This is a genomic window from Qipengyuania thermophila (genome assembly GCF_004153605.1).
Classification (GTDB): domain Bacteria; phylum Pseudomonadota; class Alphaproteobacteria; order Sphingomonadales; family Sphingomonadaceae; genus Qipengyuania_B; species Qipengyuania_B thermophila.
Genome location: NZ_SDSI01000001.1, coordinates 351829 through 369428, shown reverse-complemented (window position 1 = coordinate 369428; position 17600 = coordinate 351829). Strand labels below are relative to the sequence as shown.

Sequence of the window (17600 nt, the reverse complement as noted above, 5' to 3'; positions counted from 1 at the left end):
ACACCTTGCCCGCCTGGGCCAACATTCCGTGTGAAAGAGCCTTCCCGCCCATGACCGCGCTCATCCAAATTGTGTCGATGCTGATCAACGTGCTGGTGATGCTGGTGATCGTCCAGTTCATCATCGGCCTGCTGTTTGCCTTCAACGTCATCAACCGCTCGAACGAGTTCATGGCGCAGGTGTACCAGTCGATCAACGCGCTGCTTGATCCGGTGCTGGCGCCGATCCGGCGGATCCTGCCGGGCACCGGTGCAATCGACTTTTCCCCGCTGGTGCTGATCCTGCTGCTCAACGCCTTGCTGATCATCCTGCGCAGCATGGCGGCGGCGTGACGGCGCGGCTGATCGACGGCAAGGCCCATGCCGCGCGGTTGCGCGCGCGGACGGGGACGCTGGCGCTCGAGTTCGCGGCGCGCGCCGGGCGCAGCCCGGGGATGGCGGTGGTGCTGGTCGGCGACGATCCTGCCAGCGCGGTGTATGTCGGCGCGAAGGGCCGAGCGACGGCGGCGGCGAACATGACAAGCTTCAGCCATCGCCTGCCGGCCGGCACCTCGCAGGATGACCTGCTGGCGCTCATCCGGTGGCTGAACGCCGACGATGCGGTGGACGGCATCCTGGTGCAGCTGCCTCTGCCCGGCCACATCGACGCGGCGGCGGTGATCGACGCCATCGACCCGGCCAAGGACGTGGACGGCTTCCACGTGGTCAATGCCGGGCGGCTGGCGGTCGGGCAGGCGGGGTTCGTGCCGTGCACCCCGCTCGGCTGTCTCATGCTGCTGCGCGCGGAAGTGGGCGACCTGACAGGAATGGAAGCGGTGGTGATCGGCCGTTCCAACATCGTCGGCAAGCCCATGGCGCAGCTGCTGCTCTCTGCCGACGCGACCGTGACAGTGGCGCACAGCCGGACGCGCAACCTTGCCGACGTGGTGCGCCGGGCGGACATCGTGATTGCGGCGGTGGGCCGGGCCGAGATGGTGCGCGGCAGCTGGCTGAAGCCGGGCGCCGTGGTGATCGATGTGGGCATCAACCGGCTGGCGCCCGAGCCGGGCGCGGACAAGGGCCGTCTCGTCGGCGATGTCGCCTTCGACGAGGCCCGGGAGATGGCGGGCGCCATCACACCCGTGCCGGGTGGTGTGGGGCCGATGACGATCGCCGTGCTGTTGCGCAACACGCTGCAGGCCGCGTATCACCGCAGCGGCCTCGACATGCCCGCGCTGTGACGCGGTGCGCCGCTGCGGGGATGGCGGCGTGGATCAGGCGCGAACGGGAGAGGAGATCGGCTTGATCAGGACCGCCGCCCTCGTGGCTCTCGCGCTTGCCGCCTCCGCCTGCACCGCAGGAGCCGTGGCCACGGGCCGTGGCGAGCGGACGCAGGCCGTCGCAGCCAATCCGTCGGCGGTCATCGCCACCGAGCTCGCCTTTGCCCGTGCGGCGCGGGAGCGGGGGCAGTGGACCGCCTTTCGTGACTACGCAGCACAGGATGCGGTGCTGTTCGTGCCCCAGCCTGTCCGGGCGCAGGAATGGCTGCGCGGCCGGCCGGACCCGGCTCAGGCGGTCCAGTGGCAGCCGCATGCGGTGTGGATGAGCTGTGACGGGACCATGGCGGTGACGACAGGCGCTGCCCAGTGGCCGGACGGGCGGCCGGGGCGGTTCACGACCGTGTGGCAGCGGCAACGCGACGGCCGCTACATGTGGGTCATGGACCACGGCCAGATCGTTGACACGCCGCTGCCGCGGCCCGACTTCATCCAGTCGCGCGTGGCGACCTGCCCGCAGGCGGGAGCCGCCATCACCGCGCCGGAGCGCGCGCGTGCGTCAGAGGCCGGGGAGGTGTTGCAGGGGCAGGCCGAAGACCGGAGCCTGATGTGGATGGCCCATGTCCGCCCGGACGGATCGCGGACCATTTCGGCCTTGCTGCTCGGCGACGGGGGCTTCGTGCGCGTCGTGGACGACGAGGTCGGCGCGGGGGGCGACTGACATGCTCGAGATTTTCCTCTCCGCCTTCATCACCCTGTTCGTCGTGATCGATCCCCCCGGATGCGCACCGATCTACGCAGGGCTGACCAAAGGGGCGCCGGCCCGCGACACGCGCGCGATGGCCATTCGCGCGACGTGGATCGCCGGACTCATCCTGCTCGGCTTCGCCCTGTTCGGCGAGCAGCTGCTGCGCGCGCTGCACATCGACCTGGACTCGTTCCGCATCGCCGGCGGCCTGATGCTGTTCCTGATCGCGCTCGACATGGTGTTCGAGAAGCGCACGCAGCGCCGCGAGGAGCGGGCCGAAAGGATCATTGCGGAAAATGAGAAGACACCGCACTTCGAGGACGTGTCGGTGTTTCCGATGGCGATGCCGATGCTGGCCGGGCCGGGCGCCATCGCCTCCATCATGCTCCTGACCAGCACGGCGCAGGGCTGGCCGCAGACCTTTGTCGTCCTCGGCGCCCTGGCGAGCGTCCTGCTGCTGACCATGCTGGCGCTCATCGGGGCGGCCCCGCTGATGCGCCTGTTCGGCGATCGGGTGGAGGCGGTCATCACGCGGCTGCTCGGCGTGCTGCTGGCCGCGTTGGCGGCGCAATACGTGATCGACGGGCTGCGCGGCAGCTTCGCTCTGGCGCCCGCGCTTACTGGAGCGTGACCCGCCCGTCCTCGCCGCCGTCGTGCAATCCGAAGAACTGCATGAGCTGCACGAGCAGCTCGCACCGCGTGCTCAGGTCCGCCGCTTCCAGCAAGGCCTGCTTGGCCGCCGGGTCGAAAGGCGCGATCTGCGCCACGCCGTTGATCAGCGACTGATCGTCGAGGCGCGCCACCGCCGCCCAGTCGACGCTGTAGCCCTGACGGTCGGCGAAGCGCCTGGCCTCCTGCTCGAAGCCGGCGCGCTCGACGGAAGAGAGATACTGTTCGCGGCTCTCCTCGATCGGTTCGCCCTCGACCTGACGGAAGGCGGTGGCGACGTCCAGCTCGCGCACGAGGCGGAACCGCTGCTCTCCTTCGAGAACGAGGTTGAATCGGCCGTCCTCCAGCGCTTCCACGTCGCCGATGCGGCCGATGCAGCCGACGGTGTAGAGCTGGCTCGCATCGCCGGGGTGGCGCGGCTGGATCATCGCGATCCGCCGGTCGCGGGCGAGGGCATCGCTCACCAGCGCCCGGTAACGCGGTTCGAAGATGTGCAGCGGCAGCTGAAGACCCGGAAACAGAATGGCGCCCGGCAGCGGGAAGATCGAGAGGCGCATTGCCGGGTCCGCCCGGCTCAGCCGAACAGCAGCCGCGACAGGCGGCGGCGGTTGGCGACCACCCACGGATCTTCCAGTCCGACGGCCTCGAAGATCTGCAGCAGCCGCTTGCGGGCGGCGCCCTCGTTCCAGTCCGGACTGTGGGCGACAAGATGCAGCAACTGGTCGGCCGCCTCGTCCCGGTCGCCGGCGGCAAACGCCGCTTCGGCATAGGCGTAGCGCGCCTCCGCATCGTCAGGATGCTGCTCGGCGCGGGAGCGGAGCGCGGCGAGTTCGCCATCATCGACCCGGCGACTGGCGAGATCGACCGCGCTGCGGGCGGCGATGACCAGCGGATGCGCGGCCAGCGCCGGATCGGCCAGCGCCACGTCCAGCGCAGCACGCGCGACCTCGGGCTGGCCTGCCGCGATCAGCGCGCGGATCAGTCCGGCATGCGCCGGCGCGTGATCGGCCGCCATGTCAATGACCTGGTTGAAAATGCTCACGGCCCGCTGGGCGTCGCCGTCTGCGAGCACCTGCTCCCCCATGGCGACGAACTGCGCGAGCTCTTCGACGGACGGGCCTTCCGCCGTCTCGGCGCCGGCCTGCACCGGAAGCTGGGCGAGGAGCTGGTCGAGCGCTGCGCGCAGCTGACTTTCCGACCGCGCCGGCGTCAGGTCCGCCACGGGCTGACCCTGGAACATCGCGTAGACGGTCGGGATCGAGCGCACCTGGAACTGTGCGGCAATGAACTGCTCGGCATCGACGTCGATCTTGCGCAGCACGACACCCTTCGCGCCGTACTCGCCGACGACCTTCTCCAGCAACGGCGTCAGCGCCTTGCAGGGGCCGCACCAGTCCGCATAGAAGTCGAGCACCACCAGCTTCTTCATGGACGGCTCGACAACGTCCTTGCGGAACCGGTCGACGGCTTTCTGCTCGTCCATGTTCAGGCCCAAACTCGCCAAGATGACACTCCCCTGCTGGTGCTTTTGCCGCAATGTGGGCGCTGCGCCGCCTTTGTGAAGGGGAAACGCCCGGGCGGTCGTTCCGGCCGTCAATGCACCATCTTTTCCGCTTGCCGGGCCACGGATCGCTTGCTAACCGCGCCTCTCCCATCCGGCGCCACGCCGCCGGTTGCGCCAGAGCGGGCGTAGCTCAGGGGTAGAGCACAACCTTGCCAAGGTTGGGGTCGAGGGTTCGAATCCCTTCGCCCGCTCCAGTTTTCTCCCAGAAAACCAATTGTTTGAACCTCGCGAAGCTCGCGAGGGCTTGGTGACAACAGTCAATTCCCCCGGGATTGTCACCACATTGTCACCAGTGCAATTCCAGCTTGGGACAATTCAGGCGTGCTCACGTCCCAGCCAGCCCAATCAATAACATCGATAATCACACGACCGGTGGTCGGGACAGGCCAATCTTGTTGGGGCGCCGGTTACGCGAATTGCCTGCACCCGGGCATGACCAACCACTCGCATTAGCCGCTGATCCCTGGGCTCGAAGCCTGTCCTCCTTCAATCAACCCGTGAAGGGTCCGCTACGCTAGCGCGTGCGGCCGCAGCCGAGCCGCGGTGATTGCGGCCAGCCCCCGGCCCTTGGGGCGACTGTCGAGCGGGGTGGTCCCGCTCCTCGACAGGAGCCGCATCATGCCACTTGCAACCGCACAATCACTTGGCTTGAACCTTTCCCGGACGCTGATGACGGTTATCGTCCTGATCAAGACCGGTCAGGGCTATTTTGTCATCCCTGCCGACGAATTTGACGGCGACCCCGATCAGGTCGTGCGCGAATATGACCCATTCGCCCGCTGACTTCAGGGACACTCGGACGTTTCGAACCGAGATTCATTGTGCTAATCTTGCCGCGCAGATTGCGCTGAGGTGGTGGTGGCGAGCGCGTCCAGACAAGGGACGCCTATGACCATTCTTCTCATCCTCGGGAGCATCGCCGGCCTTTACATGCTCTCGCTCCTGTTCCGGCTCGCCAGCCTGGCGCTGCCAGTCTACGTCGCCATCGGTACGAGCTTTGCCCTGCTTCGCGGCGCGCACGGTTATCCTGCGGCAATTCTGACTGGCTTTTTCGCTGGAATCGCTACCCTGCTTATCGGCCGATTTCTGATCGCCTATATCCGATCACCCTCGGTTCGGCTTGGAATTGCGCTGCTCTTTGCGGTGCCGGCCGCCTTCGCCGGCTATCAAGCTGCCCACGGCCTGGCTTCACTAGCGACGAGCAGCGATCCCGCATTGGCGATTCTCGGAACGATCGCGGCTGTCGCCACATCCATCTCCGCCTGGCGAAACGTAATGAGTGGCAGCGATCTGTTCGACATGGCCTCAGCTACCGACCGATCAGATGGAAGCTATCCCCGATAGCGCTGCATTCGTCGGAAACGAATAGCAGGACGGCGTGGTCAGGGCGATTGCCTCCTGCAGCGTCATCGACTGACCAGGTTCGAGCTTCCTCTGGACCGGCCCTCCCGACGATTGACCTCGCGAACTGCGTACCGGGCTTCATTTCCAGACGGACAGCTCTAGGACGGCCTCTTTCGATCCGCGCCTATGTCAGCAAGATGCTACGCTTGGCAGGCTTGCCGCAACGGTGTGTTTCGGACTTTCTTCCCCCGGCGTTCCGCCGTTCCTCGCGAGACAAGAAAGACCGATCACCCCGTCCTTCGCTGACGCTGCGGGCTGACGCTGCGGCGCCTGCCACTGGCTGACCTTCATCCGCGCATCGAGGCCGCACTGGAGCGGTCCGACCAACGGAAAGGAAATACCCATGGCAAAGATCGGCAATTTCAAGAAGGTCTCGGGAGAATTCCGTGGCCAGATCGCCACTCTCGCACTGCAGGCCAAGTCGGTCTGTATCGCAGCAGAAGAAGGCGCCAGCTCGAATGCTCCCAGCCACCGAGTATTTGTCGGCGACGTCGAAATCGGCGCGGCATGGGAAAAGCGCACCCAGGATGACCGGCACTACCTCTCGATCAAGCTCGATGATCCGAGCTTTGTAGCCCCCATCTTCGCCCAGCTCTTCGAAGCTGAAGACGGCAGCTACGATCTGGTCTGGAACCGCCCCGCACGACGCAGCGAAAGCTGACCCGGCCAAGTCATCGCCCGGGCAACACCGGGCGATGACGAATCCCTAGTATATTGGGTGGCAGTATATTAGGGTTCCGCCGACCCACGGAGCATGAAGCTTCGGGAGATTTTTGCGACGAATTTAAGGCGAATGCGTCACGCCAGTGGGCTTTCGCAGGAGGAATTGGCGCATCGTGCTGGGCTCAACCGCAACTATGTCGGCCTGCTTGAACGCGCAGCAAATTCGCCCACGCTCGACACGGTTGAACGACTGGCAGAGGAACTTGTCGTCGATCCGGCCCGATTCTTCGACAAGACTGGCGAACAGTGACCGCACAATAGCGCCCGTTCGCAGATTCGACGTTCCAACTTTACAATTTTTCAACGACAGAAAGCAGAAGCTTGTTCTTCGCAAGTGGTTGCGCAACCACAATCCGTCTCAGCTTATGCGGGAAAGCGCATAATGCCCTACGGATTTAGGGGGAAATGTGGCCTGCTTCACCACTCGTGTTGCGGCGTTAACGCGACTATTATGGCTCCACACTTAGGAGGGACCCATGTCGGCTCCTGACTTCGAAGATCAACCACCGCAGATGGACCGGCTAAGCGCTTATGACGAGCGCCACCTCGTGACCTATTTGCGTCTGCTGGACGCCGAAAAAGAGGGTGCGCGCTGGGAAGAGGCGGTAGCGATCATCTTCGCCATCGATCCCAAAAAGGAGCCCGAGCGGGCCAAGCTGGTTTACGACGGCCACCTCGCTCGTGCCAAATGGATGACACAGAGCGGATACCGTCATTTGCTGGATCCTCGCACAAACTAAACTCCCGACTTTCCACGATTGTGGCGCAATCGATTGTGCATTTCGCGCTGATAGCGTGCCACTGACTCCGGCACTTCTCGGAGCTTGCCGGTAACATGATCGTCCGACTCCAAAAAACCTCACAGGAGAGCTGTGATGGAAGAGAAGCCCGACTGGCGTTCGGAGAGTTACGCCAAAGCCTTTGAAGCACACGACCGTGCGGACTTCGCGCAGGAATTCCTGCGCCGCAATCCCGATTATCGTGCCCAATATGCTCGTGCCATCGACGCAGCGCCCATAGCGCGCAAACGTCTGGCCAAGCACTGGGGGTTGGTCTTTCGCGGCCGACCCTGAACATACCGCCACGCAAAGCCCCGCCATCTGGGACCCTTTCGCATCCGCTACAATCATCCGGCTGCAACCGGATCCAGCCACGACCGGCAGCTTCAATATGCTTTCCGCTGGCAAAGGTGCGACGGTCATCGCCAGCCATATTGCTGATCAAGCATCACATCTGGTGCTGACGTCTAGCGGACGACGCTATCGGTTGACCGTCCCAACAGGAGCATCCGACACTGACCCGCTCACCTATATGCTGCCTGCGGACACGTTCTGGGAACTGCGCCGGGCTGCCATGTCAGCTTTCCATGAGCATATTCACTTTGGTCGGCTGCGTCCGCGACCAGTTTCTCTCGACCCTGGGCCATCCGAACGCTGGCGTTTGGTGCAATGGTTGAGGTTGCTCGATGCCTTGCCTGAAGGTGTCAGCGCACGCGAACTCGCAGTTGACCTGATTGCCAACGACGCGCGCCACTACTCCGCAGCTGAATGGGATAGCTCAAGCGAGCGCAAGCGGATTGCACGCTGGCACCGCCACGCGCTCGCAGTCCGCGACGGCGGCTACCGCCGCCTGCTGAACGGCAACTGATCGGGACAATCCAGACCGTCGCGGTATGTCCGTTCACCCAATCCCCTGAAAATCCGATCTCTCGCCTCCTGCTCGCCGGTCAATCCCCGTGTGTCCGGCACTTCACAGGAGGACAGTCATGGATGGAGAATTTGTACCCGTCGTTCCGCGCTACGTTCGAACACCAGACGCTGCCGTTCACCTTGGGCTTTCCGCTCGCACGCTGGAGAAGCATCGGTGCTATGGGACAGGGCCCGCCTTTCATAAGCTGGGGCGCCGGATCGTCTATGCCATCGCAGACCTCGACGCCTGGGCACAGAATGGACGCCGGAATTCGACGTCGGACCCCGGAAAAGGCATCTGTCTCTCCGCTCGACCGGTGCGGCGCTGATGCGGCCCTTTGCGCCCGCCACGCAACTGGAGCTGTTCCGGCCGATCGGCGGCGATATCGCCGCGCGGGACGCACAGGATCTCATGGCGTGGCCCTTTTTCAGCCTCGCCAAATCGCGCCGCTGCACACCAATCGATTTCACGATGGGCGCGACGTGGATTTCGGTCGAGGCCGTGCCGGAGCATGGCATGGCGACCATCTGGGACGCCGACATCCTGATCTGGGCGGCTAGCCAACTCGTCGAGGCCCGCGATGCAGGAAGACCCACGTCACGCCTTGTTGCAGCTCGACCGCACGAAATCCTGAACTTCATCGGGCGCGGGACTGGCAAAGACCATTATGAGCGGCTGCGCGCGGCACTTGACCGACTGCAATCCACCACCGTTGCGACCTCAATCCGGCAACAGCACCAACGTCGCCGTCACCGTTTCTCCTGGATCAACGAATGGCGGGAAACACTGGACGATCGTGGCCGGGCGACCGGCATCGAGATGATCCTGCCTGACTGGTTCTATGAAGGCGTGCTGGACAGAGGGCTGATCCTGACCATCGACCGGGCCTATTTCAGCCTGACTGGCGGCGTCGAGCGCTGGCTTTACCGGATTGTGCGCAAGCATGGCGGCCATCAGCGCGGTGGCTGGAGCTTCGACGTTCCACACCTGCATCTCAAATCAGGCGTGCTCTCGCCGCTCAAGCAATTCGCGTTCGAGCTGCGCAAGATCGTCCGGCAGCAGTCGCTTCCGGGCTACCATTTGAGCCTCGAGCACAGCTTCGGCCGCGAGCGGCTGATTTTCAAACCCATTCCCGTCGACTCGTTCGTCGCTGCGGCCCGGCGCGTTGGCTTGCCTGTGGAGAAGTTGCCATGACGCTCGGCCTATCGAAAACCGCCAGACTCGGCCCATCAGAAACCCGATCCTCGGCCTATCGGAAACCCGATAGTGCCAGAAACCCGCAGAAATCCGCGACAAATCGACTGCTCTCTAACTTTGCTAATAGAACAGAATCCTTCGGATTCTTGCTAACGGCCCGGCCACCTGTGGAAAACGCTGGCGCAGCGCCGACGCTTCCAGGCCTTGGGACCGCCGCTTTGCGCTCGGGGTCGGGACGGCAATCATGAGCAGTCCGGCATTGCAACGGTCTGCATCCAGACCGCAACCACGCAGCGCGTTGACCGAGGTGGAACTGACCTGGATCGAGAAGCGCTACGAGCAATGGATCCGCTTCGGCCGCATGGCGACGGATCGGATCATCAACCGTCGCACACGCATCGTCGGCTTCCGTCCTGGGACAACCTTCGCGTTTGTGCGCTGGTTGTCGAGCGACTTCGGAACGGTTTACTCCAGCATCGACATCATCACCGCCGTCAAACCCGGCGAGCCTTACACGACGCTGCCATTCGTGCGCCCGGGCGGTGAAATCCTGTTGCATATCGAAGGCTGGCCCAAGGTCGCACAAGTGCTCCAGGCCATCGATGCCGTCGAAGCGGCTGGGGTCGATCCGTGCGACGCATCACCCGATCACTGGCGCCATGTCTGCAACCGCTTGAGCGCCGGAATGCCGGCTCGCGCCTATACGGCTGAGCGCCATGCAGCCTGGCTTCGCCGTAAGGCGCTCGAAGCGTGAGCCGCCGTCCCTATCTGCACGCGACGCTGCTGTCGGCATGCCTGTTCAGCGCCGGATTTGCCGCAGTCGCTGTGCTGGCACCGCGACCGCGATTGATGTGGAACGCGAGCGCCAGCGCGCCCATCGGTCTCTACCGGATCGATAGCGATGCGCCTGTGACGCTCGGCCAGCTCGTCGCTGTCGCGCCTAGCGCCGAGATTGCCCGTTTCCTCGACAACCGCCGCTATCTGCCGTCCGGTGTGCCGCTCATGAAGCATGTCGCGGCTTTGCCGGGTCAGCAGGTCTGCCGCGTCGGTGCAGTCATCACGATCGATGGACGGCCATTGGCTGTGGCCAAATTGCAGGACCGCATGGGCCGCGCGCTGCCTGTCTGGCGCGGCTGCCATCGCGTCCGAGCCGGTGAAATCTTCCTCCTCAATCCTGCCCCCGACAGTCTCGATGGGCGCTATTTCGGGGTGCTCCCAGCAGCAGGCCTGATTGGCACCGCGCACCCCGTCCTCACACGCAATGCACCCGGAGAGCCGCTGCGCTGGCGCGTGCCGGACAGACCCATCCCTTTCCCGACGACCAACCAGGAGATCAAGCCATGATGATCGGCGACTTTCAATCCACGCAGGACGGCTTTGCAGGCCGCATCAGGACGCTCATGCTTGATGCTGTTGTGACACTTGTTCCAGCGCCTGCAAACGACAGCGAAAATGCGCCCGACTGGCGCGTTCTGCTTGGCGATGCGGACACCGGTATCGAAATCGGTGCGGGATGGGATCGCACCGGCGAGCGCGCCGGCGCCTATGTTGCGGTACAGATCGATGACCCGGCTTTTGTCCAGCCTTTGCGCGCCAACCTGCTGCGCTCGATGAGTCGGCATGATGAGTATCACCTGCTCTGGACACGTCCAACACATCGCGATCGGAGATAGCCATGGATCGTCGATCACGCTCCGCGAGCAGGCGGCATCCATTGCGGATCGCCGTTCATCTGCACCGCTATCTCCTCCTTCCCGGTCTCTGCCTCGCACTTGGTGTCAGTTCAGTGACCGCCCAGCAGGCAGCGTCTGCTAGCGGGTCAGACCAGTTCGCGGCCCATCCTTACGCGCCGCATGTCGTGGAAGCCTCGCGGCGTTTCGGTATACCCGAACTCTGGATCTGGGCGGTCATGCGGGCCGAAAGCCGGGGCAACTCCCGTGCCGTCTCGCCAGCAGGCGCCATGGGTCTGATGCAGATCATGCCGGGCACTTGGGCAATGCTCACCGAGCGCCACCGGCTTGGATCTGACCCGTTCGATGTCCGCGCAAATATTCTCGGCGGGACAGCCTATCTGCGCGCTATGTGGGACCGATATGGCGACGTCAGCCTGATGCTGGCGGCCTACAATGCCGGGCCGGCTCGTGCTGATGATTATGCAAATGGCCGTCGGCGACTGCCAGCAGAAACCGTCAGCTATGTTGCGCAGATCACCCCAAGCCTTGGTATAGCCAGTACTGTTGCCACTGCGGCGATCCCGGCATCAGCTCCGCAATCTTGGCGTCAGGCGGCGTTGTTTGCGGCGCGTGACTATGGCGGCGCAGAAGTCATCACCGATGCAACTTCGGTGCAGCTGGAACGTGCGATCAGTGCACCAACAGCGGCTTCTTCGCAGCGCGATGAGTCGGCTCCGCACCCCCTGTTTATTCCGCTTTCACCGCGGGTGCCGTGATGGTGTTCTCGGTCGCAGTTCTGACGGTCACGGCGATGTGCGGGCTTGTTCTGGCGGTGAGGCAGGCGTGGGAGAGACAGGTCAGTTTTGGAGGGCAAGATAAAAGGGTTGCCAGCAGGCTAGTCCTATGTGGTTGGGATGATTGGCAGATTTCGTATGGCATGAAGGCATGTCTGCCATACGCTGCTTCGAATTCGGCTTTGTTTTCAACGCAAAACAGTATGGCACACCGACCATGAGCGGGGACGACAGTGAATTTCGTGTCCGGCCGGGAAGGGGGAGAGACAGCGGTAAGGGCGCAGGCCAAAGAGGCCAGAAGCTGGCGGCACAGGTCCGCCGTGCTGCAGCACGATCAGGCCAAACGCGCCTGCGCAGAGGTGGGACGCGAACAGGCCGAAGCTCTGGCAGAGCGGGCCGAGGTCGGCTTGCGCTTGCCGCTATGCGACACCGCTCGCCTGGTCAGCGACGGGTTACTGTCCTGGCTCGCATCGTCCGGCACAAGGGCGCACACTATCGCGCCGCACCGCTTGCTCGCCATATCTCCTATCTCGAACGCGACGGGGTGACCCGCGACGGACGCGATGCATCCATGTTCGATGCCCGCTCTGACGAGAGTGATCGCGAAGGCTTCGCCGATCGTTGCGAGGATGACCGGCACCACTTCCGCTTCATCGTCAGTCCCGAAGATGCGGGCGACATGCCGGACCTGCGGGCATTCACCCGCGAGTTGATGACCGACATGGCCAAGGATCTCGGCACCAGGCTGGACTGGGTGGCGGTCGACCACTGGAACACCGACAATCCGCACATTCATATCCTTGTCCGCGGCGTTGCTGATGACGGCACAGACCTGATCATCGACCGCGGCTACATAAGCGATGGACTGCGCCGCCGAGCCGAGGAGCGCGTCACGCTCGAACTCGGACGGCGCAGTGAACTGGATATCCGTACGGCACTTGAACGCGAAGTCGATGCCGAACGGTGGACTGGTCTTGACCGCCAGCTCTCAAAGCTCGGCGAGGACATGTCGGGCCGGGTCGACCTTCGCCCAGGGGGCGATGGCGAACCCGGCATGCGCCGTCTGCTCATCGGCCGTGCCGCCAAGCTGGAACAACTAGGGCTTGCGTCCCGCGAAGGTCCTGCAGTTTGGACCATTGATCCCGGTGCCGAGCGCGCCTTGCGCGATCTTTCGGTCCGCAACGACATCATCAAGACCATGCACCGCGCCATGACCCGGGACGGCGGACGCTTCGATCCAGCTGCACTGGCTCTGCACTCAAAGACGCCCAGTGACCCCATCGTCGGGCGGCTCGTTGAGCGCGGCCTCCAGGATGAACTGGCAGGCAGCGCCTATGCCATCGTCGACGGCACCGATGGCCGTACGCATCACTTGCGCTTCGACGACATGGACATGACCGGCGATACGAGGCCGGGAGCAATCGTCGAGCTCAGATCATGGGAGGACGCCAAAGGCCAGACACGGCTCTCGCTGGCAACACGTTCGGACGTGCCCCTTGCGGACCAGATCACTTCGCCAGGCGCAACATGGCTCGATCGCCAGATCGTCGCGCGCGAACCGGTAACCACAGGCAATGGCTTCGGACTCGAAGTGCGCAACGCGATGGAGGCCCGCGCGCACCATCTCGAAGCGCAGGGTCTTGCCCGGCGGCAGGGACAGAGGTTGATCCTCGCACAGGACCTTATCGGCACGCTCCGGAACGAAGAGCTTGCGTCGACCGCGCAAGCGATCGCTGCGCGGACCGGGCTTGAGCACAAATCGTCGTCTTCGGGCGAATACGTCAGCGGGATCTATCGCGAGCGCCTGACACTATCGTCCGGGCGCTTCGCGATGATCGACGACGGTATGAGCTTCCAGCTCGTGCCGTGGCGCCCAGCGCTCGACACGCACCTTGGGCAACACATCACAGGCACGATGTCGCCCGGCGGGACAGTCGATTGGAGCTTGGGTCGCGGGCGGGGGATCGGCCTGTGATGCACCAATTCCGAGAGGACAAAATCCCATGAATGACAAGATTCTCTGGGGCCAGATATTGGCCGTGTTCGCGATTATCCTCTTCACCATCTGGAGCGCGACCCAGTGGACCGCTGCCGCGCTCGGCTATCAGCCGGAACTGGGACAGCCGTGGTTTTGGATCGGCGCTTCCCCCGTCTATCCGCCACCGGCCTTCTTCTGGTGGTGGTTCGCATTCGATGCCTATGCGCCGTCAGTATTCGAGCGCGGTGCCCTCATTGCAGTATCAGGCGGATTTCTGTCCTTCATGGTCGCTATCGCCATGTCTGTCTGGCGTGCCCGCGAACGCCGGAAGGCCGAAACCTATGGCTCGGCGCGGTGGGCCAATGAGCGCGAAATCCGCAAGGCGGGCATGCTCGGAGATGCTGGTGTGGTACTCGGACGCTTCGCGGACACCTATCTCCGGCATGACGGGCCTGAGCATGTCCTCTGCTTCGCACCGACACGGTCAGGCAAAGGTGTGGGCCTGGTCGTTCCAACGCTGCTGACCTGGCCCGGATCGGCGATCATTCACGACATCAAGGGCGAGAACTGGCAGCTCACGGCAGGCTTTCGCGCTCGCCATGGCCGCGTTCTACTGTTCGATCCGACCAATCCCGCTTCCGCCGCTTACAATCCTCTGCTCGAGGTCCGGCGCGGCGAATGGGAAGTGCGCGATGTGCAGAATGTCGCCGACGTGCTGGTCGATCCTGAAGGCAGCCTTGAAAAGCGCAACCACTGGGAAAAGACCAGCCATGCTTTGCTTGTCGGCGCGATCCTTCACGTGCTCTATGCCGAAAAGGACAAATCGCTCGCCGGGGTCGCCGCGTTCCTGTCTGATCCGCGCTGCGGGATCGAAACGACGCTGCACCGGATGAAAGCCACCCGGCATCTTGGTGAAAAGGGTGTCCACCCCGTCGTGGCGGCAGCGGCGCAGGAACTGCTCAACAAATCGGACAATGAGCGGTCCGGCGTGCTGTCGACCGCGATGTCGTTCCTTGGGCTCTACCGCGATCCGGTGGTGGCGAAGGTCACCAGCGCGTCGCATTGGCGCATCGCAGACCTTATGGCCGGTCAGCATCCGACCTCGCTGTATCTCGTCATTCCGCCCGGTGACATCAGCCGGACCAAGCCGCTCATCCGGCTGCTCCTCAACCAGATCGGCCGACGCCTGACCGAAGACCTCAATCCCGGCAATCGTCCGCAGCGTCTGCTTCTCATGCTCGACGAGTTTCCGGCGCTCGGACGGCTCGATTTCTTCGAGAGCGCACTTGCCTTCATGGCGGGCTACGGGATCAAGGCGTTCCTGATCGCGCAGTCATTGAACCAGATCGAGAAGGCTTACGGCCAGAACAATGCCATCCTCGACAACTGTCACGTCAGGGTCAGTTTTGCGACCAATGACGAGCGGACTGCGAAGCGAATCTCGGAAGCCTTGGGAACCGCGACGGAAATGCGGGCCATGAAGAATTATGCAGGGCACCGGCTTTCACCATGGCTGGGGCATCTCATGGTCTCGCGCTCCGAGACAGCACGGGCCTTGCTGACGCCCGGCGAAGTGATGCAACTGCCCCCAGATGACGAGGTCGTGATGGCTGCTGGGATCCCGCCGATCCGTGCGCACAAGGCACGTTATTTCCGAGACCCGCGATTCACCATGCGTGTGCTCGAGCCACCCAAGCCGGTACACGCCAATTTCTCGAAAGCTGCTGCAGATGATTGGTCTGGCCGTGAGCCCATCCAAGCCGAACAGCTTCTCCAGGCTCCCGAGGCCAATGGACGGCCCGCAGCGATAGGAGCTTTGAAAACCACCAGGCCCAATGCGTCCGTCAAGAGGCGCAACATGAAGTCGAAGGCCGATAGTCAGACCGAGACCAGCGGTATCCGCCAGGAGCCCGGCCTGCCCGAGCATGAGAATATCGAGCCGGAGCCGGACCGTCCCTTCAACCCGTTCGATCCCGACGCCGACACATCCCCGGACGAGACGGTACAGAACCGGCAGGCCATTGACCGGGCAATGCGGCGCAATGCGCGTAATGCCTCGCTCGATCCAGACGATGGAATCGAGCTGTGAAGAAGCCTGATCGCCAAAAGATGACGTTCCGCATCGATGCCCACTTGGCGCGACAGCTTTCGGAGCGTGCGCGGTCCAGGCGGGTGTCGCAAACAGAAGTCCTCGAGGCCGCGCTCGCTTCGATGCTCACTCCTGACCAGGAGGAACGGGTCGAGGCCGTGCTGACCAAGCGGCTCGACCGGATATCGCGGCAGCTTGAGCGCCTCGAATGGCATGTTGAGCTGTCGAATGAAGCGTTTGCGATCTTCGTGCGGTTCTGGCTGACCAGCAATGCTCCGTTGCCCGACGAGGCAATGCGGGCCGCACAGACAACCGGGAAAAAGCGGTATCAGGCCTTTGTGGAGTCCTTAGCGCGGCGGATGGAGGCTGGGCCGAAGCTGCGGGAAGAGATGGAAGGGTAAGAAACCGACCCTGGCGATGGCCTTTGGTTTGTGGTCAGCCTCTCATCCGACTTTAAGCCCACAACATCATCACGAAGGTTAATGCCGTCACATACGCGCGCCGGCAGTGCCCCTGCAAAAATGTTGCCTGACATTTTCTGCTGCCCGGCACATATATTCATGCTTCATATGGCCGGAAATTCCAGAAATTGGTGATGCATGCTCGTACTGGTGGAAGACAAAAAGGCGAAAGACGCAGCCCAGAAGGCTATGGAAGACGTCCTGACTAGATCTTTGCAGTGCATCGGAAAGCGCAACATCGGCTTTCCCAGCGGAAATCTCGACGAAACTATGTATGCCAACGGTGACGGCACTTTGTGGGCAGCGTTCTCGCATGCCAATGATGCCAAAATACCGAGGCGCTGGAATGCCTTCGGAGTCTATGACAGCAAGCGCCATACCCAGATGATTACCGTCGAGATTAACGTCCCGACCACTACGAATTCCGCATCTGTCGCAGGTTTCTTCGCTCACGACCCATCAACGGGCGCCACCTATCTCATGCACGATGGAAGCGTGGGCGGCGGGAAAAAGGGCGTTGGACGCGGTGCTTTCATGAGTTGGTCAGACAGTGTCCTAGAGGATGTCGAACGAACGACAGGCGAGCCAAGATCAGGGATCGTCATCGGTCGGGTAGATGATCCCGATCTGGCTGGCCGCATCTGGACCTTCGTCTGCACCGTCCGTCAATTCAAGGACGCCGTGAAGCGAGGAGACCTTGATAACGTCGCTGCTCGTAAGAAGATCGCTGAATGGGATAAATTCAGAAATGAAGCTTCAGGCCGCCGGAAAGGACGGCGACGCCCCGAGTTCGATTATTTTTCTTACCACGGCGATGTTGTGAGGGCGCTTCGTGATGAACGCCAGGCAATGGCCGCAAAAAATGAAGTGGTCGTAAACAGTCTGCTTGTCGACCTCATGGTGAAAATCGGAAGCAGGATGACCGAAATTTATGAGGTCAAAACGGATTGCGGGCGCCAGTCTCTCTACACAGGTATCGGTCAACTCTTAGCCCACTCAGTCCGCGAAGGCGCAGAAGTCAATCGGACACTGGTCCTGCCAGAAGGGGACCTGCCAGAGGGGATGGATCTCTGCTTAGCAGAACTCGGAATCAAGTTGCGCCGCTTCCACCTAACGCCAGCACCGAACCGCAAGGTTGTATTGGCCTAACCATCAAATCCCCGGCGTAAGCGTCGCAGCGTCGACGGCTGATACAGGTCGCAATCTACGCTCATCCCTGTTTTTCTGCGCCCCACTACGATGATGCTAAATCCTTGTTGAATCTGCCCCTTTTCTGCGTCTCTTAATCGTCCCCGTCGAGCAGGACGAACTTGTCCCGCTCCCAAGGCGGGGTATCCGATGGGCATTGAGCCAGTC

The 17600-nt window shown here is 62.9% G+C and carries 23 protein-coding genes and 1 tRNA gene; 22 read left to right on the top strand and 2 right to left on the bottom strand.

The window, feature by feature from the left end:
• The first annotated feature begins 50 nt into the window (after nucleotides 1–50).
• From ETO60_RS01775 to ETO60_RS01760, 4 genes are all read left to right on the top strand, one after another.
• Nucleotides 51–332 carry a YggT family protein gene (locus ETO60_RS01775; RefSeq protein WP_130002185.1) on the top strand — a complete coding sequence of 94 codons (282 nt, stop codon included), beginning with the start codon at nucleotides 51–53 and terminating at the stop codon, nucleotides 330–332.
• Entirely contained in the window at nucleotides 329–1219 is an 891-nt protein-coding gene (gene folD, locus ETO60_RS01770) for a bifunctional methylenetetrahydrofolate dehydrogenase/methenyltetrahydrofolate cyclohydrolase FolD (protein WP_130002183.1), read from the top strand. The genes ETO60_RS01775 and folD overlap by 4 nt, the downstream gene beginning before the upstream one ends.
• Nucleotides 1220–1280: 61 nt before the next feature.
• Nucleotides 1281–1976, top strand: coding sequence for a YybH family protein (locus ETO60_RS01765; RefSeq protein WP_130002181.1), 696 nt, complete (start codon nucleotides 1281–1283; stop codon nucleotides 1974–1976).
• A 1-nt stretch (nucleotide 1977) separates the two neighbouring features.
• The gene (locus ETO60_RS01760) at nucleotides 1978–2634 is read left to right on the top strand and encodes a MarC family protein (RefSeq protein ID WP_130002180.1); all 657 of its coding nucleotides are present in this window, start codon (nucleotides 1978–1980) and stop codon (nucleotides 2632–2634) included.
• Here ETO60_RS01760 and ETO60_RS01755 read toward each other — a convergent pair.
• Complete coding sequence (locus ETO60_RS01755) at nucleotides 2621–3229, bottom strand: LON peptidase substrate-binding domain-containing protein (protein WP_130002178.1); 609 nt, start codon at nucleotides 3227–3229, stop codon at nucleotides 2621–2623. The genes ETO60_RS01760 and ETO60_RS01755 overlap by 14 nt on opposite strands.
• A 17-nt stretch (nucleotides 3230–3246) precedes the next feature.
• The gene (locus ETO60_RS01750; RefSeq protein ID WP_130002988.1) at nucleotides 3247–4167 is read right to left on the bottom strand and encodes a tetratricopeptide repeat protein; all 921 of its coding nucleotides are present in this window, start codon (nucleotides 4165–4167) and stop codon (nucleotides 3247–3249) included.
• A gap of 188 nt (nucleotides 4168–4355) precedes the next feature.
• On the opposite strand from ETO60_RS01750, the gene ETO60_RS01745 reads away from it, so the two are divergent.
• The 18 genes from ETO60_RS01745 (at nucleotide 4356) to ETO60_RS01665 (ending at nucleotide 17393) form a co-directional block, all read left to right on the top strand.
• Nucleotides 4356–4430: transfer RNA gene (locus tag ETO60_RS01745), tRNA-Gly, on the top strand.
• Nucleotides 4431–4854: 424 nt separating this feature from the next.
• Nucleotides 4855–5019 (top strand): hypothetical protein, encoded by a 165-nt coding sequence (locus tag ETO60_RS11165; RefSeq protein ID WP_165362082.1) that lies wholly within the window; start codon nucleotides 4855–4857, stop codon nucleotides 5017–5019.
• Between the two features lie 105 nt (nucleotides 5020–5124).
• Complete coding sequence (locus ETO60_RS01740) at nucleotides 5125–5580, top strand: hypothetical protein (RefSeq protein ID WP_066117303.1); 456 nt, start codon at nucleotides 5125–5127, stop codon at nucleotides 5578–5580.
• A 403-nt stretch (nucleotides 5581–5983) separates the two neighbouring features.
• Nucleotides 5984–6301, top strand: coding sequence for a DUF736 domain-containing protein (locus tag ETO60_RS01735; RefSeq protein ID WP_130002176.1), 318 nt, complete (start codon nucleotides 5984–5986; stop codon nucleotides 6299–6301).
• Between the two features lie 93 nt (nucleotides 6302–6394).
• Nucleotides 6395–6613 (top strand): helix-turn-helix domain-containing protein, encoded by a 219-nt coding sequence (locus ETO60_RS01730; protein WP_026002496.1) that lies wholly within the window; start codon nucleotides 6395–6397, stop codon nucleotides 6611–6613.
• Between the two features lie 226 nt (nucleotides 6614–6839).
• Nucleotides 6840–7103, top strand: a complete 264-nt coding sequence (locus ETO60_RS01725) for a DNA -binding domain-containing protein (protein WP_130002174.1) — start codon at nucleotides 6840–6842, stop codon at nucleotides 7101–7103.
• Between the two features lie 135 nt (nucleotides 7104–7238).
• On the top strand, nucleotides 7239–7436 hold the full coding sequence (locus ETO60_RS01720) for a transcriptional regulator domain-containing protein (protein ID WP_066114780.1): 198 nt from the start codon (nucleotides 7239–7241) through the stop codon (nucleotides 7434–7436).
• Between the two features lie 97 nt (nucleotides 7437–7533).
• Nucleotides 7534–8010: a DUF2285 domain-containing protein gene (locus tag ETO60_RS01715; protein ID WP_073976631.1), complete on the top strand. Its 477-nt coding sequence runs from the start codon at nucleotides 7534–7536 to the stop codon at nucleotides 8008–8010.
• Nucleotides 8011–8128: 118 nt separating this feature from the next.
• Nucleotides 8129–8380 (top strand): helix-turn-helix transcriptional regulator, encoded by a 252-nt coding sequence (locus tag ETO60_RS01710; RefSeq protein WP_081097054.1) that lies wholly within the window; start codon nucleotides 8129–8131, stop codon nucleotides 8378–8380.
• A complete protein-coding gene (locus tag ETO60_RS01705; protein ID WP_066114784.1) occupies nucleotides 8380–9246 on the top strand; it encodes a replication initiator protein A in 867 nt (288 codons plus the stop codon). The genes ETO60_RS01710 and ETO60_RS01705 overlap by 1 nt, the downstream gene beginning before the upstream one ends.
• Nucleotides 9247–9493: 247 nt before the next feature.
• A complete protein-coding gene (locus tag ETO60_RS01700; protein WP_066114786.1) occupies nucleotides 9494–10003 on the top strand; it encodes a DUF2840 domain-containing protein in 510 nt (169 codons plus the stop codon).
• Nucleotides 10000–10593, top strand: coding sequence for a S26 family signal peptidase (locus ETO60_RS01695; protein WP_130002172.1), 594 nt, complete (start codon nucleotides 10000–10002; stop codon nucleotides 10591–10593). The genes ETO60_RS01700 and ETO60_RS01695 overlap by 4 nt, the downstream gene beginning before the upstream one ends.
• Entirely contained in the window at nucleotides 10590–10922 is a 333-nt protein-coding gene (locus ETO60_RS01690; protein WP_130002170.1) for a DUF736 domain-containing protein, read from the top strand. The genes ETO60_RS01695 and ETO60_RS01690 overlap by 4 nt, the downstream gene beginning before the upstream one ends.
• A gap of 41 nt (nucleotides 10923–10963) precedes the next feature.
• A complete protein-coding gene (locus tag ETO60_RS01685; protein ID WP_315850259.1) occupies nucleotides 10964–11698 on the top strand; it encodes a lytic transglycosylase domain-containing protein in 735 nt (244 codons plus the stop codon).
• Between the two features lie 235 nt (nucleotides 11699–11933).
• Nucleotides 11934–13691, top strand: a complete 1758-nt coding sequence (locus ETO60_RS01680) for a relaxase/mobilization nuclease domain-containing protein (protein WP_130002986.1) — start codon at nucleotides 11934–11936, stop codon at nucleotides 13689–13691.
• Nucleotides 13692–13719: 28 nt separating this feature from the next.
• Nucleotides 13720–15783, top strand: a complete 2064-nt coding sequence (locus ETO60_RS01675; RefSeq protein ID WP_130002166.1) for a conjugal transfer protein TraG — start codon at nucleotides 13720–13722, stop codon at nucleotides 15781–15783.
• A 20-nt stretch (nucleotides 15784–15803) separates the two neighbouring features.
• Nucleotides 15804–16184, top strand: coding sequence for a CopG family transcriptional regulator (locus ETO60_RS01670; RefSeq protein WP_130002984.1), 381 nt, complete (start codon nucleotides 15804–15806; stop codon nucleotides 16182–16184).
• Nucleotides 16185–16382: 198 nt separating this feature from the next.
• Nucleotides 16383–17393, top strand: a complete 1011-nt coding sequence (locus ETO60_RS01665) for a hypothetical protein (protein WP_130002164.1) — start codon at nucleotides 16383–16385, stop codon at nucleotides 17391–17393.
• Nucleotides 17394–17600: the final 207 nt, after the last annotated feature.